This is a genomic window from Leucobacter coleopterorum (assembly GCF_011382985.1).
Classification (GTDB): domain Bacteria; phylum Actinomycetota; class Actinomycetes; order Actinomycetales; family Microbacteriaceae; genus Leucobacter; species Leucobacter coleopterorum.
In genome coordinates, this window is the sequence record NZ_CP049933.1 from 767,973 (window position 1) to 782,600 (window position 14,628).

At 58.0% G+C, this 14,628-nt stretch carries 13 protein-coding genes; 8 read left to right on the forward strand and 5 right to left on the reverse strand.

All coding sequences use genetic code 11. The annotated features are described in order from the left end of the window. Positions 1–1,449: 1,449 nt before the first annotated feature. The gene (locus G7066_RS03500) at positions 1,450–2,388 is read right to left on the reverse strand and encodes a metallophosphoesterase (protein ID WP_166329137.1); all 939 of its coding nucleotides are present in this window, start codon (positions 2,386–2,388) and stop codon (positions 1,450–1,452) included. 4 nt (positions 2,389–2,392) lie between these two features. Beyond that, a complete protein-coding gene (locus G7066_RS03505; RefSeq protein ID WP_166329139.1) occupies positions 2,393–5,107 on the reverse strand; it encodes a transglycosylase domain-containing protein in 2,715 nt (904 codons plus the stop codon). Between the two features lie 111 nt (positions 5,108–5,218). On the opposite strand from G7066_RS03505, the gene sp36 reads away from it, so the two are divergent. Continuing rightward, positions 5,219–5,386: a Sp36 family protein gene (gene sp36, locus G7066_RS03510; RefSeq protein ID WP_166329141.1), complete on the forward strand. Its 168-nt coding sequence runs from the start codon at positions 5,219–5,221 to the stop codon at positions 5,384–5,386. A 1-nt stretch (position 5,387) separates the two neighbouring features. After that, positions 5,388–5,861, forward strand: a complete 474-nt coding sequence (locus G7066_RS03515) for a RidA family protein (protein WP_166329143.1) — start codon at positions 5,388–5,390, stop codon at positions 5,859–5,861. 65 nt (positions 5,862–5,926) lie between these two features. On the opposite strand, the gene G7066_RS03520 is transcribed toward G7066_RS03515, so the two are convergent. The 3 genes from G7066_RS03520 to acs form a co-directional block, all read right to left on the reverse strand. After that, positions 5,927–8,344: a transglycosylase domain-containing protein gene (locus tag G7066_RS03520; RefSeq protein WP_244303250.1), complete on the reverse strand. Its 2,418-nt coding sequence runs from the start codon at positions 8,342–8,344 to the stop codon at positions 5,927–5,929. Next, the gene (locus G7066_RS15640) at positions 8,317–8,586 is read right to left on the reverse strand and encodes a hypothetical protein (protein WP_244303251.1); all 270 of its coding nucleotides are present in this window, start codon (positions 8,584–8,586) and stop codon (positions 8,317–8,319) included. The genes G7066_RS03520 and G7066_RS15640 overlap by 28 nt, the downstream gene beginning before the upstream one ends. A gap of 136 nt (positions 8,587–8,722) precedes the next feature. Then, positions 8,723–10,711 (reverse strand): acetate--CoA ligase, encoded by a 1,989-nt coding sequence (gene acs / locus G7066_RS03525; RefSeq protein WP_166329145.1) that lies wholly within the window; start codon positions 10,709–10,711, stop codon positions 8,723–8,725. 346 nt (positions 10,712–11,057) lie between these two features. Here acs and G7066_RS03530 point away from each other — a divergent pair, with 346 nt between their 5' ends. From G7066_RS03530 to G7066_RS03555, 6 genes are all read left to right on the forward strand, one after another. Continuing rightward, positions 11,058–11,972, forward strand: a complete 915-nt coding sequence (locus G7066_RS03530) for a TadA family conjugal transfer-associated ATPase (protein ID WP_341873849.1) — start codon at positions 11,058–11,060, stop codon at positions 11,970–11,972. A gap of 68 nt (positions 11,973–12,040) precedes the next feature. Continuing rightward, on the forward strand, positions 12,041–12,634 hold the full coding sequence (locus G7066_RS03535; RefSeq protein ID WP_280116259.1) for a type II secretion system F family protein: 594 nt from the start codon (positions 12,041–12,043) through the stop codon (positions 12,632–12,634). Then, complete coding sequence (locus tag G7066_RS03540; protein ID WP_244303252.1) at positions 12,583–12,927, forward strand: type II secretion system F family protein; 345 nt, start codon at positions 12,583–12,585, stop codon at positions 12,925–12,927. Before G7066_RS03535 ends, G7066_RS03540 begins: the two co-directional genes overlap by 52 nt. 147 nt (positions 12,928–13,074) lie before the next feature. Continuing rightward, positions 13,075–13,389, forward strand: a complete 315-nt coding sequence (locus G7066_RS03545) for a DUF4244 domain-containing protein (RefSeq protein ID WP_166329151.1) — start codon at positions 13,075–13,077, stop codon at positions 13,387–13,389. A gap of 49 nt (positions 13,390–13,438) precedes the next feature. Beyond that, positions 13,439–13,741, forward strand: coding sequence for a TadE family type IV pilus minor pilin (locus G7066_RS03550; protein WP_244303253.1), 303 nt, complete (start codon positions 13,439–13,441; stop codon positions 13,739–13,741). Positions 13,742–13,782: 41 nt separating this feature from the next. Continuing rightward, the gene (locus G7066_RS03555; protein WP_166329155.1) at positions 13,783–14,577 is read left to right on the forward strand and encodes a M23 family metallopeptidase; all 795 of its coding nucleotides are present in this window, start codon (positions 13,783–13,785) and stop codon (positions 14,575–14,577) included. The last annotated feature ends 51 nt before the right edge of the window (positions 14,578–14,628 follow it).

The window sequence follows — 14,628 nt, forward strand, 5'->3', positions numbered from 1 at the left end:
CGAAGTTCACGCTCCGTCGAACCCTGGAAGTGTCATGAGGGCTTCATAAGGGCCTGTAGGTCAGGGGAATTCGTTCCAGAGACGGCTGCATCTTGGAAGGGGGAGCCGGGTAGCGGAGATGACATGATCAGCGAACTCTTGCTGACCAATCGGATTGGAATTGCATGGTTAGCAGGAGTTCCCTGTGTTCAGTTTTTTGGGGCACACGCCCATTGTTTATCAAAGTGCTGGTGTGGACCTTATCCCCAGGGGCTGGTTGCAATATTGTAGTAGGATGACCCCTGTCCGTTATAACCCAAATACATCTGGGAAGTTACCTGCAAGGCATTCCAAGTGATGATCGATGGATTATAGCAGACTGTTCGATCGCCTCCATATAGATTGGCTGTTGGGCAGCTTCCTTGGCCTGCGTACGACACCTTTCCGTTGTTATTCAAATTGTAGGATTGGCCGGGGCTAATCTGAATCTTCTTTGACCCCGTATTTCGAATAATTACTGCCGATTGCGCGACGTTTTGCCAGCGTATGACGCAGGAACGCATAGCGGTCGAGGTGTTGGTGGTCTGCATGGTGGCTGCCTTAGAGCAGGTCCAGTTGCTTGGAACGGCCCAATCGCTTGCAATCATTTGATACCACCCTTTTTGTGCGACTAACCCTCGGCTGGGTGTGGCGGTTGTTGCGTTGGGCGCATGGCCTGAGTTGGCAAGCGCCACCGACGAAGGTTGTGCGCTCATCAGAGACAAAACGAGAAGGCCTCCGGTAGCTATGGCTGTGTATACTCTCTTCAAAATACATCCTTTCTAAGAAATATTTCTTTTTACATTACCCATAGGCGTAGTTTTGCGTCAAATTGACGGCTTGACTCATCTAAGAGGCCTGGGAACAACTGCGCCTACCTTACGGAAGAATGTCCGCGTAGTTTCTGGGCTGGACGATTAGGTAGCTATCGATGAGATTGGTGAGTTCCTGCCGACCGATTTCCCTGCTACTTGGATCATTGCTTCCACATACGTAATCCGGCGCGTTGTACCTGCAAGAGTTGGCACATGAGCGTGACACGGTGGTGGCCTTCTTTACAAGGACCGGCTCATACTTGCGCGCTACCGCTGTTCCCTTGTTCAGTGACCAATCGAACGGCATTTGCTTTGAACTCGGTCGTGAACTATTTCCTGGGCCCGGGTCAGGAGAAAAGCATGTAGAACGGTTTCCTTTCATCGAGGGCACCGTTGTTTGCGCAAAGCATGACACCCCAAGTCGTTTTCTCTAGCGTTTGTATGTGGCATTCATTAGGTGGTGCTATTAGGCGGGTAGGCCTGCAATCATTGAAAAGGGTGTGAGTGTAATTCAGCTTGGATAGGTCCGAAACAATTGTGTGCTTCCCTGACCACAGAAACTCACTATGACCAGATTCTTGTACCGATCAGGCGCTTCTTCAGTTACCTGGGCATTTTAGCGAGGCGTTTCCAGGGTAATGAGGCTCGCCTCCGGCCTGCAGGCAAAGCGCACGGGGGCGTAGATTGAGTTGCCGAGGCCCGCGCTCACGTTAAGGAATGCCGCTCGGTGAGCGTCGTACCAAACGCTCAGGCCACGTGCCTGAGCCACCGGCAGGTCGCAGTTGGAGGTGAGTGCGCCGACACCGGGTACGCGCACCTGTCCGCCATGGGTGTGACCCGCGAGGATTAGGTCAGCGCCGTCTGTAAGCAGCTCGCCAAGCGGTTCCTGGTACGGCGCGTGTACGACGCCGATGCGCAGGGGATGGGTCGAGGCCGATGCCGAGTCTGTCGGTGCGGCGATTGACGCGAGCGACTCGCGCATTAGCTCGACATCGTCGTAGCGGATGTGTGGATCATTGAGTCCGAGTAGCTCAAGCCCGGTATCACGAAGCTGAAGCGATGCTGCCGCATTATTGAGGTTGATGCAACCGAGATCCTCGAGCCCGCGAGTGAGTCTCGCGTTGTCGATGTCGGGCTTCCTCGTACTGAGGCGGCTCGGCTCCATGAGGTATTTCAGCGGGTTCTTGAGGTGCGGTGTGTAGTAATCGTTTGAGCCGTGCACGAATACGACCGGGGCCACCTCGGTGAGAGGCTGTAGCGAGTGCAACAGCGCCGTCCGCGCTTCCAGGTGCCCCATCAGATCACCGGTCAGCACAACCAGGTCTGGGCGAAGCTCGGCCAGCGAGCGTACCCAGTTGATCTTGTTGGTCTGCCAAGGTGCGAGATGCAGGTCTGAGAGCTGTAGCACGCGAAGCGGTGCGGCACCCTCAGCAAGCAGCGGCAACGTGTGCCTGCGAATCGTGAAGAGGCGGCGCTCAATGAGCGTTGACCACAGCACAGCGCCGGCAGCGACCGTCCCAAGGACGGCCGCTGCGCGGCGCGATGAAGCTGTCACCGAGTTATCGCTTCGAGCAGGCCAGGGAGAGTGTGATCTGGCTGTCAGATCTCACCTCGGTTCCGCTGCTGGGATTGACGGCAACGACCTTGTTCTTAGACGGGTTTTGCTTGCCGCCAGCCTCACATGTGAAGTCGACATTGGAGAATCCGGCACTGCTCAGTGTGGCCTTGGCGCTGTTTCCGGTCGCACCCACAAGGCCGTCAGGAATGGGGAAGGCTTCGCCATTACTGCGATTGACCGTGATTCTCGAACCCAAACCAATTGAATCTCCAGCCGCAGGATCGGTTCCTGCGACCAGCCCTCGAGCGACCGAGGAATCAACCTCGCCGCCGTCGATTACGTCGAATCCGTTTGAGGTAAGCAGTTGTCTGGCTTCCTCGAACGACTTGCCCTTCACATCGGGGACAGTCACCATCGTTTGCTGAACCGAGGTTGCTGAGGGTTCGGGAAAGGCGTCTCCGCCGTATTTTGCGTCTGCCACATTCATGGTCGCTGGCCAGATAGTTTGGTCAGCTTCCATCAAACGGTTGCCGGAAGGTCCGACAAACCCCTGAGTCGTAACCCTGCCGCAGGTGCTGGGATCTTCAGGATTGGCGCAGACCGGACCAGCATTGCCGACCCAGGTCGCGGTCGCAACCTTGGTGCTTGCGCCCACGGTCCAGTTGTCTACAACGTCATCGGTTGTTCCGGTCTTTGCGAGGTGCGGAGTGCCGATGTTTGACTGTGCGTGCCGTGCGAGTCCATTGTTGACTGTGTACTGCAGGGCGTACGCAACACCGGCGGCGACCTCGGGACTGAGCGCCTCGCTGCACTTGCTCTTTGTGAACGCCACATCCTTGTCGTCTGCGTCAGTAATTCGATCGATCGGCATGGGGGTGCACACCTCACCGTTGCCGGCAAAAGCTGCAAACGCGGAGGCCATTGTGATCGGCGCGATCTCGTCGACGCCACCGTATACGTTTGAAGGCACCATTGACAGGTCACGCGGCTCACCGTGGAGGGTTGGGATCTTGTTCTTGCCGACCTGGTCTTGGCCAACGAGGCCGGCGTCTGCCTCCCCCTGGGTCCAGGTAGCCTGATCTGAGGCGCGGTGGATGCCGAGCTTCTGGGCCGTGGTGAAGGTCTCGCACAGGTCCATCTTCTGCTGCATCGAGACGAGACCACCGTTGACCGAGTTTGCAATCGCGGTCAGTACGGGTTGGTTGCCCTTGGTGCCCTCATTATCGTTGGTGAACGCAAACGAGCCATAGCCGTAGACGCCGTCGGGCAGACAGGATGCCTGGAATGAGTTCTCTTGCACAGTGCGACCGTTGAGGTTTACGATGTCGCGCACTGAGTGACCCGTGCGGATCCACTCTGCCAGGGTGACGGGTTTGAACGTTGAACCAACCTGGAAGCCGCTTGAGCCACCATCCTCGTAATCGGTGCTGTAATTGATCGTGGTGTAGCCGGGGTTCTCTTTCAAGAAGTCTTCGGCATTATTGAAGGGTCTGTTCTGAGTCATGGCGAGGACGCGCCCGGTACCGACCTGGACGCTAGTGGTTGCGGAGCCCACGTCAATGCCGTCCATCAGCTCCGGCACGTTTTCTCGTGTGGCCTGACGCGCTGCCCACTGCATATCGAGATCAATCGTGGTGTAGATCTTGTAGCCACCTCGACTGAAATTGAAGGCGCGCTCCTCAGGGCTCCCGCCAAACTTCGGGTCCTTCTTAATGGTGCGAACGACATAGTCGCAGAACGCGCCGAGGCCGTAGTTCGTAGTTTCGCTCTGCTCTGCAATATTACAACCAGCAATATTCCGCTTGATGTTGGGTTTGACCTCGGTGGCAACCGCTTCGTCGTGCTGGGCCTGAGTGATCTTGCCCGTGCGCAGCATGCTGCCCAGAATCTTGTCGCGACGCATCTTGTTGTCGGGAATGTTTTCAGGGACGTCGATCTGCAGCTTGCTGGGGTTGTTGACCGTAGCGATGAGGCTCGCGGCCTCAGCAAGGGTCAAATCCTTAGCCGACTTATTGAAGTAGAAGTTGGCGGCTGATTCGATGCCGTAGACCTTGCGACCGAAGAGCGCGATGTTGAGGTACCCGAGCAGGATCTCGTCCTTCGAGTACTTCTTCTCGATGCTGATCGCGTACTTCATCTCCTTCAGCTTGCGATCGATGCTGTCCTTCATCGCGGCCTTGTACTTTGCCTTGCTCTCTTTCTCATCCGGGATCGCGAGCGCTTCCTGGATGAGTACATTTCTCACGTACTGCATCGTGACCGTTGAGGCACCCGAGTACCCGGTGCCCGCTGCGTTCTGAAGCACTGCACGACTCGAAGCCAAGACGTCAACACCGCCGTGAGTGTAGAAGCGCGGATCCTCCTCCGCGACAGTCGCGTCTTTTGCGTACTGCGAGATGTCTTCCCACTTCACCGTCTTGCGATCCTGGTCGTAGAACGTCGCAAGCTCCACGTCACCCTCAGGAGATGACGCGTAAAGCGTCGAAGGCTCAGCGAGCTGACCGGGGTTCAGATGGTTTGGCAGCTTCTCGAAGATATCTACCGCGGTCGTTGCCGCCATGCCGCTTAAGGCTACGACGGGCGTGACTGCTGCGGTCACGAGAACGCCCGCAATGAGACACATTGCGATGGCTCCAATGATGCCGCCGAGGGCATTTCCGGCTGAGCGAGGCTTCACCGTCCGGGCGCGCGAAGACTGAGATGTCCGTTGGGTCATAGAATCTAGGGTAAGCGAAGCTTGCTGACAATTCAGCTAGGTGGAGAAATCAACTGGTTCTATCCAGGTTTCTCCGCGCTTATTTGTTCGTCTATCGGAGAGGATCCGCACGTGAGTGAATCCGCAGAAGTACAGCGCTGGGAGTACTTCGTAACACCGTTGCTCCTGCACAATGAAGCGCAGATTCTCAATAACTGGGGTGCGCAGGGCTGGGAGCTCGTGCAGATTATCGAAGGACCAGCTGGTGGAAACGTCGCGTATCTAAAGAGGAAGGCCTGAAATGTCAGTGATTGAAGAGCGTTTGAGCGAACTTGGATTTGAGATTCCCGAGGTGGCCGCGGCCGTTGCCGCCTATGTGCCTGCGATCCGTGACGGCGACTACGTGCTGACTGCGGGGCAGCTGCCCTTCGTGGACGGCAAGCTGCCAGTCACCGGCAAGGTAGGCGAGGGCGAAGGCCTCGTGTCTCCCGAAAAAGCTGAGGAGCTCGCTCGCCTGTGTGCACTGAACGGTCTGGCAGCCGCGCGCGGTGTGCTCGGATCACTCGACAAGATTACGCAGGTTGTGAAGGTGACTGCGTTTGTCGCCTCCGATCCCTCCTTCGCGGGGCAGCCCGCGGTTGCCAACGGGGCCTCGGTGTTCCTAGGCCGTGTGTTCGGAGACACTGGGATCCACGTACGCTCCGCGGTTGGAGTCTCGGTTCTGCCGCTCGATGCGCCCGTTGAGATCGAGTTTGTGTTTAAGGTCGCTGACTAGTCTTTAGGTCGAACCAGTGCGGGGTCAGGATCCCAAAGGATCCTGACCCCGCACTTTTTGTGATGTTATGGCTTCGAACACGCGAGCGTCAGCCTGATCTCTTGGCTGAACGGGACCTCCGAGCCACTCGCTGGATCGACCGAGACCACCTTGTGCTTGCGCTTATCGGCCTTCCCGCCAGCCTCGCAGGAGAAGGTCACTGAAGAGAACCCTGCCCCGCTGAGTGCGGCCTCCGCACTGCTTCCGGTCTCGCCAACGAGGCCATCAGGTATCACTGAAGCCTGGCCATTGCTTATAAAGAGGGTGATGCTTGATCCGATAGCGACGGTGGCGCCAGCCGCGGGTTCGGAGTTTGCTACTTGACCCTGCGGCACCGAGGAATTGACCTCTCCGCCGTTCACGGGAGTAAAACCAACGTGCGTGAGCATGGCGGCGGCCTCGTCGTAGCTCTTGCCCCGCAGATCCGGGATCTGGGCAGTGTTCTGGCGCACGGATGCGCTTGACGGTTCAGGGAACGGGTCTCCGCCGTACTTGGCATCAGCGACGTTCATGGTGGCTGGCCAGATGCGCTGGTCGGCCTCCATCAGCAGGCCCCCTGAAGGACTTAAGAACCCCTTCGTGGAGACACGATTCCAAGTACCATCGGCGCCCTGAGTTGGGCCCACGTTACCAACCCAGGTTGCCGTAGCAGCTCTTGTGCTCGCACCAACGGTCCAGTTATCGACCACATCGTCGGTGGTGCCAGTCTTAGCAAGATGCGGGATACCGAGCGAGGACCTTGCATGATCGGCGAGACCATTGGTCACTGTGTATTGGAGCGCATAGGCCACACCCGCAGCAACCTCGGGGCTAATCGCCTCCTTGCACTTTCCCTTGGTGAACTCAACCGGTTTGTCGTGAGCGTCAAGAACCTCATCGATGGGGGAAGGCTCACAGACGACACCATCGGCAGCAAACGCGCCGAAGGCCGAGGCCATCGTGAGTGGCGCGATCTCGTCGACGCCACCGTACACGTTCGAGGCCGCAAGCGTAAGTTCGCGGGCGCCTCCGTTGAGTGTGCGGTTGATATTCTTGCCGACCTGGTCTTGAGTGGTTCGTCCTTGATCGACGTCTTCCTGCGTCCAAGTTGGCTGATCGGACGCGCGATGGACACCAAGCTTTTGAGCCAGACCGATGGTGTCACAGATGTCCAACTTCTGCTGCATGGAAACGAGCCCGCCGTTGATGGAATTGGCGATCGCCGTAAGAACGGTTTGGTTGCCTCTGATGCCTTCATTGTCGTTGGTGAAGGCGAAGGACGCACCCCCGTAGACCTCACCAGGGAAACAGGAGGCCCTCAACGAGTTTTCTTGCACCGTGCGACTGTTGACGTTTACGATGTCACGCACGGAGTATCCGTTGCGGAACCACTCCGCGAGAGTAAACGGCTTGAAGGTCGAGCCGACCTGGAAGCCGCTTGAGCCGCCATCTTCGTAGTCGGTGTTGTAGTTAACCATCGTGAACCCAGGATGGGCCTTCAAGAACTCGTCGGCGTTGTTGTAGGGCCGATTCTGCGTCATGACGAGTACACGACCCGTGCTTGGCTCGATACTTGAGGTCGCAGAACCCACGTTGATGCCCTCCATGAGCTCGGGAACATTCTCTCGGGTCGCCGTACGCGCGGCATCCTGCATCTCAAGGTCGATTGTGGTGTAGATCTTGTAGCCACCGCGGCTGAAGTTGAAGGCCCGCTCTGCCGCGGACTTTCCAAATTTCTCATCATTCTTGATGGTGTTGAGTACGTACTCGCAAAACGCGCCAACACCGCGACGCTGCTCAGCCACGAAGCATCCCGGCTCACGCGGGGTAATATTCGGCTCGATCGGGGTTGCGACGGCATTGTCAAACTGCGCCTGCGTAATCTTGCCGTGCTTCAGCATGCTCGCCAGAATCTTGTTGTCGCGGCGTTCTTTGTTCGCAGCCCTATACTTGGGAATATCGATCTGCAGGCGGCTCGGGTTGTTGACCGTTGCGACTAGGCTGGCTGCCTCTGCCAGCGTCAGATCTTTGGCTGATTTACCGAAGAAGTAATTTGCCGCCGACTCGATGCCGTACACCTTGCGCCCGAATAGGGCGATGTTGAGATAGCCGAGCAGAATTTCGTCTTTGGAATACTTCTTCTCAATGCTAATCGCGAGGCGCATCTCCTTGAGCTTGCGCTCGGGAGTATCGGCAGTAGCCTCTTCGTAGGCGGCGTCGCTTTCGTTCTCGTCGGGAATGGCGAGGGCATTTTGAATGAGCACGTTTCGCACGTACTGCATCGTGATCGTTGAGGCACCCGAGCGTCCGGTTTTCGACACGTTCTGCAGAGCGGCGCGGGCAGAGGCGAGCAGATCAACGCCACCGTGAGAGTAGAAGCGGGGATCTTCTTCAGAGACCACCGCGTCTTTGACGATCTGGGGAATCTCTTCCCATGTCAGGGTCTTGCGATCCTGGTCGTACACAACCGCGATCTCCTCATAAACATCATCAGCATTCTTTGCAAGGAACGTCGACGCTTCAGCGAGCTGCGAGGGTTGAGGTGATTCGGGAGTTTTTCGAAGATATCGACCGCCGTTGTCGCCGCCATTCCGCTCAGCGCCACAACCGGTGTGATGGCTGCTGCCACGAGCACACCCGCGACCACACTCATGGCTATGGCACCGAAAGCCCCACCAAGGCCGCCCCCGGCTGAGGGAGGTTTCACTGATTTTGTCTGCGATGACTGAGGAGTCCTTTGGGTCATGGGACATCAGGCTAAGTTAGCTTGCTGACAAAAATGGTGAGTCTGAGTAAACGTTGCGCATCTACTCAGGTTTCTCAACTCAGCCGGAGACCGCGGGTTACAGGCCCTTTTCTGAGCGCACGCGATCCGAAATGATCTGCATAACGGAGGTGTCGGCGAGGGTAGTGACATCGCCGATCTCCCGTCCTTCAGCAGCGTCTTTGAGTAGACGGCGCATGATCTTGCCAGAACGAGTCTTGGGCAGCTCATTCACCACAAACACCTGTCGCGGTCTCGCGATCGCGCCGATCTGTGTGGCTACGTGCTTTTTGAGTTCGGCTTCGGCCTCATCCGCAGTAATGATCTGCTGCTGTGATTTGAGGATCACGAACGCAACCACTGCCTGGCCCGTCGTTTCGTCATCAGCGCCCACAACGGCCGACTCTGCAACCGCTACGTGGTCCACGAGGGCTGACTCGATCTCGGTGGTTGACAGGCGGTGCCCCGAAACATTCATGACGTCATCGACGCGGCCCATGAGCCAGATGTCGCCGTCCTCATCGACGCGTGCGCCGTCGCCCGCAAAGTACTGTCCCTCTACCTGTGACCAGTAGGTGTCGACAAATCGAGCGGGATCCCCCCAGATGCTGCGCACCATGGACGGCCACGGGCGGCGGATAGTGAGTAGTCCGCCCTGGCCACGATCCACCCGACGGCCCTGGTCGTCGACGATGCTGACGTCGATGCCGGGCTGGGGTGATTGCGCGCTGCCCGGTTTCAAAGCCGTGAGACCGGGTAGCGGCGAGATCATGATCGCACCGGTTTCGGTCTGCCACCAGGTGTCAACAATCGGTGCTTTCTCGGCGCCGATGACCTCGTGGTACCAGCGCCAAGCCTCTGGGTTGATCGGCTCACCAACGCTGCCGAGCACACGAATCGACGAGAGATCGTATTGTTCGGGCACCTGACGCCCGACTTTCATGCAGGCGCGGATCGCCGTGGGAGCTGTGTAGAAGATGGTGACGCCGTACTTCTGAACGATGCTCCACCAGCGGCCCCAGTTGGGCGTCTCAGGCGTGCCCTCGTAGATGACCTGGGTGGCCCCATTAGCGAGAGGGCCGTAAACGACGTAGCTGTGACCTGTGATCCAGCCGATGTCCGCCGTGCACCAGTACACGTCGGTTTCTGGTTTGAGATCGAAGATGTCACGGTGGGTGGCTGTCACCTGGGTGAGGTAACCACCTGAGGTGTGCAGGATCCCCTTTGGCTTCCCGGTGGTGCCGGAGGTGTACAGGATGAACAGCGGGTTTTCTGCCGGGAATCCTTTGGCCTCGTGTTGGTCGTCGTAAGCCGTGACTTCTTCATGCCACCAGAGATCGCGGCCTTCCTGCATCGAAACATCGTTGCCTGTGCGTTGCACGACGAGCACGTTTTTGACCGTGCTGCCACCCCCGCGCAGAGCGAGCGCATCGTCGACGGTGGGCTTGAGCGCTGACACCCGGCCCTTGCGGTAGCCGCCGTCGGCGGTAATGACGAGTTCGGCCTCGGCGTCGTCAATGCGGGCACGCAAGCTGTCTGCGCTGAAACCGCCGAATACCACAGAGTGTGCAGCGCCGAGGCGCGCGACCGCGAGCATTGAGATGACCGCCTCGGGAATCATCGGCATATAGATAGCGACGCGGTCGCCCGCTTCGACCCCCAGACTCGTGAGCATGTTTGCTGCGCGCTTTACCTCGTGGGTGAGCTCTGCGTAGGTGATGGTGCGGGTGTCGCCAGGCTCACCCTCGAAGTGGATCGCCACGCGATCCCCGATGCCCTCCGCGATGTGACGGTCGAGGCAGTTCGCAGCAACGTTCAACTCTCCGTCGGCAAACCACTTCGCAAACGGAGGGTTTGACCAGTCAAGGATCTCAGTAAAGGGCTTCGTCCAGCGCAACTCGTTCGCGCGTTTGGCCCAGTAGGCTTCAGGATCCTCCGCCGCCCGCCAGTATACCGAGGGGTCACTTACGTTGGCCTGCGCACGAAATTCCGCTGACGGCGGGAAGGTGTTCTGCGCTTCATCCTGGCCTAGAGGATGGCTTTCAATGGTGCCGTGATGCTCAGTCATGGACGTCGTTATCCGTTCAGTCGACCTTGTAAGGAATTGGGCCGCGATACTGCGGGACCAGCGCGGCTGGGCCGCAATTCCCAGCGTATATCTTTGCTTTGAACTTCGCTCACAACCCCCTACTTTCGGAGGGGGCTGCCCATAATATCCACAGTTTCGTCAGGGGGCACCGCAGCCGCGAGCACTCTGTTTGTCTTGTGGTGTGAGCGCACAATTTGATCTGAGATCGTCACCTGTGGGTCCTGCAAAAGAACTTGTTGCTGTCAAATCTCTGGACCATCAACCTCAACGTGTCCCCGCCCGAAGTGACCGCTTGAACTCTGCTGCTCGACGAGCGTTGGGAGGGTTGCTGTCGTTGCTAGATGACCCAGAACTGCGCGACCTGTTGGTGCAGGTGCGTGAGGGGATCGGAGAGCTCTGGGTGGATCGTGGTGGGCAACTGCAGGAAGTGACGAAATGGAAAGCGACGCCCGAAGCCGTGTACGGCTTTGCGAGGGACCTGATCGCGGCGGGTGGTAGGCATCTTGATGAACTGCACCCCTGTGCAAACGTGCAACTCGGTGATGGGATTCGAGTGCACGCGGTACTCCCACCAATCGCGGTGTCGGGGGCAGCTGTATCTATTCGCGTACCCCGGATGACGGTGCCCGACTTCGGCGAACTTGTTGACGGTGGACTGTGCGGAGCCGCAACGGCCGACCGCCTTCGGCGCGAGGTGAAATTGCGGCAGAACTTGCTCATAACGGGTGGTACGGGAAGTGGAAAGACGACCCTGCTCGCGGCTCTCATGGATCTTGTTGGCAAAGAGGAGCGCGTCGTGACGATTGAAGATGTTGCAGAGTTGCGACTGAAGCACCCACATATCGTTGCTCTCGAAGCCAGGCAAGCGAATATTGAGGGTTCTGGTGAGATTACGGTTGATCGCCTCTTGCGAGAAGCTCTGAGAATGCGGCCTGATCGAATCGTTTTGGGGGAGTGTCGCGGTGCAGAAATTGCGACGCTGCTCGCCGCGTTGAACACCGGACACGACGGTGGCGCGGGCACCCTTCATGCGAGTCGACTCTCTGACGTGCCAGCCAGACTGGAAGCCCTTGGGGCCCTGGCCGGGATGGAAGAGCGAGCACTTGGACGCCAGGTGGTTTCTGCACTGCACACAATCGTGCATGTCGAGAGAAGCGCCGCTGGGCACCGGATCGCTGCCCTCGGGAAACTCCTCATGTCTCCGCAAGGCACACTCACAATAGAGAGAACTGCGCTGTGAAGTGGTGGCGTTCAGTATCCGGCAGAAATGTGTCTGACCCGGGAACGATTGCGGCGCGCTGTGCTTCAATGCTGCGGGGTGGGGTAATGCCCCAGCGTGTCTTTGGTCTTATTGCGAAGGACGCCCCCATGTCGGCGATCGAACACCAGATTCACCGACTTATTGAAGCGGGCGAGTTGCCGGGCGTCGCAATCATGGCCTGCGCAATGGAGTGGCAGACTGCCTATCGCGGACGTACAAACGACACGATTGAGTGGAGACTTCTTGCTGCAGCCTGGCAGCTCGCCGAAGAGACCGGAGCACCGCTTGCGGATGCGCTTGAGCGTATCTCGATGGCGTTACTTTCCCTGCGCCGATTGCAGGAGCGCAGAGACATACTGATAGCCGGACCGAAGGCAACCACCCGAATGGTGGTGACCCTTCCTCCTTTGGTTCTCGCAATGGGGTGGTTATTGGGGTTCGATCCATCGCCGGTGCTCCTCAGCTGGGCGGGAGCCACTATGGTCTCTGTGGGGCTTTTGCTGCTTGGCGCGGGGGTGTTCTGGGCTCAGCGGCTCACACAGCGTGTCCAAACGCAAGACCGTGTTGCTGGAGTTGAACTCGAACTTGTATGGATCGCGTTGAGAGGCGGAGGATCCCCGAGGACGCCGTGCGTCGGGTAGTTGATTGCATCGATCAAACTGGAAATGACTGGGTCGCCTTTGAGCGTTTTTGTGGGGATGGGAGTCTTTCCGAGGTCATGCGGCGCGCTACTTCTGTAGGCATCCCACTTGGGCCGTTGCTGCTGTCTGAATCGGCTGCTCTGCGAGCGAGCAGCCACACTGAGCTTGAAGCCGCGGCCGAACGTCTCGGTGTAGGCATACTCGTTCCCCTGGGCATCTGCATACTGCCCTCTTTCATCGTGATGGGGGTGCTTCCCGTCGTGATCAGCATGGTGGGAAATCGGCCGTTTTAAGTCGACCACTTTCGCTAACACCCCGGTTGTGTCTGTTGTTTCTCAGATCCTTTCCACAAACAGCACCAATTCCACATCTGCCATGTGCATCCAAGGCAGCATTGAGTCACCGGTGGATGCCGGGTCGTGTTAACGAAAGGAGTTCCCATGGGTAGCAAACTCGAGCTTGTCCGAAACGAACATCAGTTGCAGGCTGCTGAGAAGCCAATACATAACCCTGTCGAGCGCAGTGGTCCATCACAAAAAGATGAAGCGACTTGGCTGGACACAAAGGCACGCAGGGCTGTCGGTGTCGTCAGGCGTGTGCTGCGAGACGAAGAAGGTGCTGTTACTGCAGAGTATGCGATTGTGATCGTTGCGGCCGTTGCATTTGCTGGAATTTTGGTTGCCATCATGCGCTCAGACACAATTCGCACGATGCTCGTTGGGCTTATTGAAAATGCGCTGGGCACAGGTGGCTGAGCACAATCGACGAGGGCAGTCGACGCTGTGTGCAGACGAACAAGGAACTGTGACTGCTGAGTTCGCGCTTGTTCTTCCCGCTGTGGTGATCGTGCTGGGTTTGGTGATCGGAGGGATACTGCTCGCGACTCACAGAATCACTCTGGTGTCTCTCGCGGGAGAGATATCCAGGGCCGAGGCGCGCGGAGACAGCAACGCGGCCGCGGCGGTTCTCGCGCGCGTTGGCAACGAAACCACTATTCGGAGATCGACGGAGGGAGCGTTGTACTGTGTCGCACTCCGCTCACGCCCGGCATCTGGGCTTCTCTCTCAGGTCTTCATTACAGCAAAATCCTGTGCTGCCGTAAGTTAGCTCGATTGAGTTAGGAAATCGCAAATGATTGAAACAAACAGATGAGCGTCCCCATCATGGTGGCGTGTTCTGCTGCAGCGCTTTGCCTGGGGCTGCCGGTGCTCGTTGCTTCCGGCAGCCTCGAAGCTAAACATCGCGCTGCCAACGCTGCTGATGCAGCCGCGCTCGCCGCAGCCGATGCCATGACCGGATGGATCGAGGTGGGCTCCACGCCCTGCGACCTGGCCGAGCAAGTGGCTGCTGCTTCAAATGCAAAAGTGTTGGAGTGCTCTGCCGACCCTGCCGAAGTAGGCATGAAAGTTACTGTGCGAACTGAGCCTCCAATTGTTGCTGAGGCGAAAGCCTATGCCGCGGCTGAGCGAAGTGCCTGGACTGACATGAGTCCAGTGGGCGAAAACGGGTGGGCCTGGCCATCGAACGTGCGCGGTATTTCACAAGGGTTTCATGACGGGCTGGCTATTGATCTCGCGGTGAGCGGAAGTGGGACGCTTTATGCCCCGTTTGGCGGCGTAGTCGTTCGCGCGGGACCCGATGGTGGCGGAATACCAGAGGCGTGTGAAACGCATCCGAACTGGTGGCGGGGGCAAAACTACACCGTGTTGATTCGGCACGAGTACCAAGGTGAGGTCGTCTATAGCTCACACAATCATCTCGTACCGAGTTCTCTTGAGCAGTGGGGCATTTCTCCGGGGACGAGAGTGAGCGCTGGGCAGCCAGTTGCCGAAGCAGGCATGAGCGGCTGTACGTCTGGGCTGCACACCCACTTCACCCTGAGTAGCAAACCGATAAATGCTTTCCCCGATCTGAACCCCTACAAATATCTAGGTCCGCCCTAAAAACGTCGTCGGCGCGCGGTACCTGAGAACGGAAGGATACCTTTTACATGT

Excerpts from the sequence above, each read along its gene's own strand:
- G7066_RS03505 (WP_166329139.1), bottom strand. The coding sequence starts at position 5,107 with ATGACCCAACGGACATCTCAGTCTTCGCGCGCCCGGACGGTGAAGCCT.
- G7066_RS03515 (WP_166329143.1), top strand. The coding sequence starts at position 5,388 with ATGTCAGTGATTGAAGAGCGTTTGAGCGAACTTGGATTTGAGATTCCC.
- acs (WP_166329145.1), bottom strand. The coding sequence starts at position 10,711 with ATGACTGAGCATCACGGCACCATTGAAAGCCATCCTCTAGGCCAGGAT.
- G7066_RS03535 (WP_280116259.1), top strand. The coding sequence starts at position 12,041 with ATGCTGCGGGGTGGGGTAATGCCCCAGCGTGTCTTTGGTCTTATTGCG.
- G7066_RS03540 (WP_244303252.1), top strand. The coding sequence starts at position 12,583 with ATGGATCGCGTTGAGAGGCGGAGGATCCCCGAGGACGCCGTGCGTCGG.
- G7066_RS03545 (WP_166329151.1), top strand. The coding sequence starts at position 13,075 with ATGGGTAGCAAACTCGAGCTTGTCCGAAACGAACATCAGTTGCAGGCT.
- G7066_RS03555 (WP_166329155.1), top strand. The coding sequence starts at position 13,783 with ATGAGCGTCCCCATCATGGTGGCGTGTTCTGCTGCAGCGCTTTGCCTG.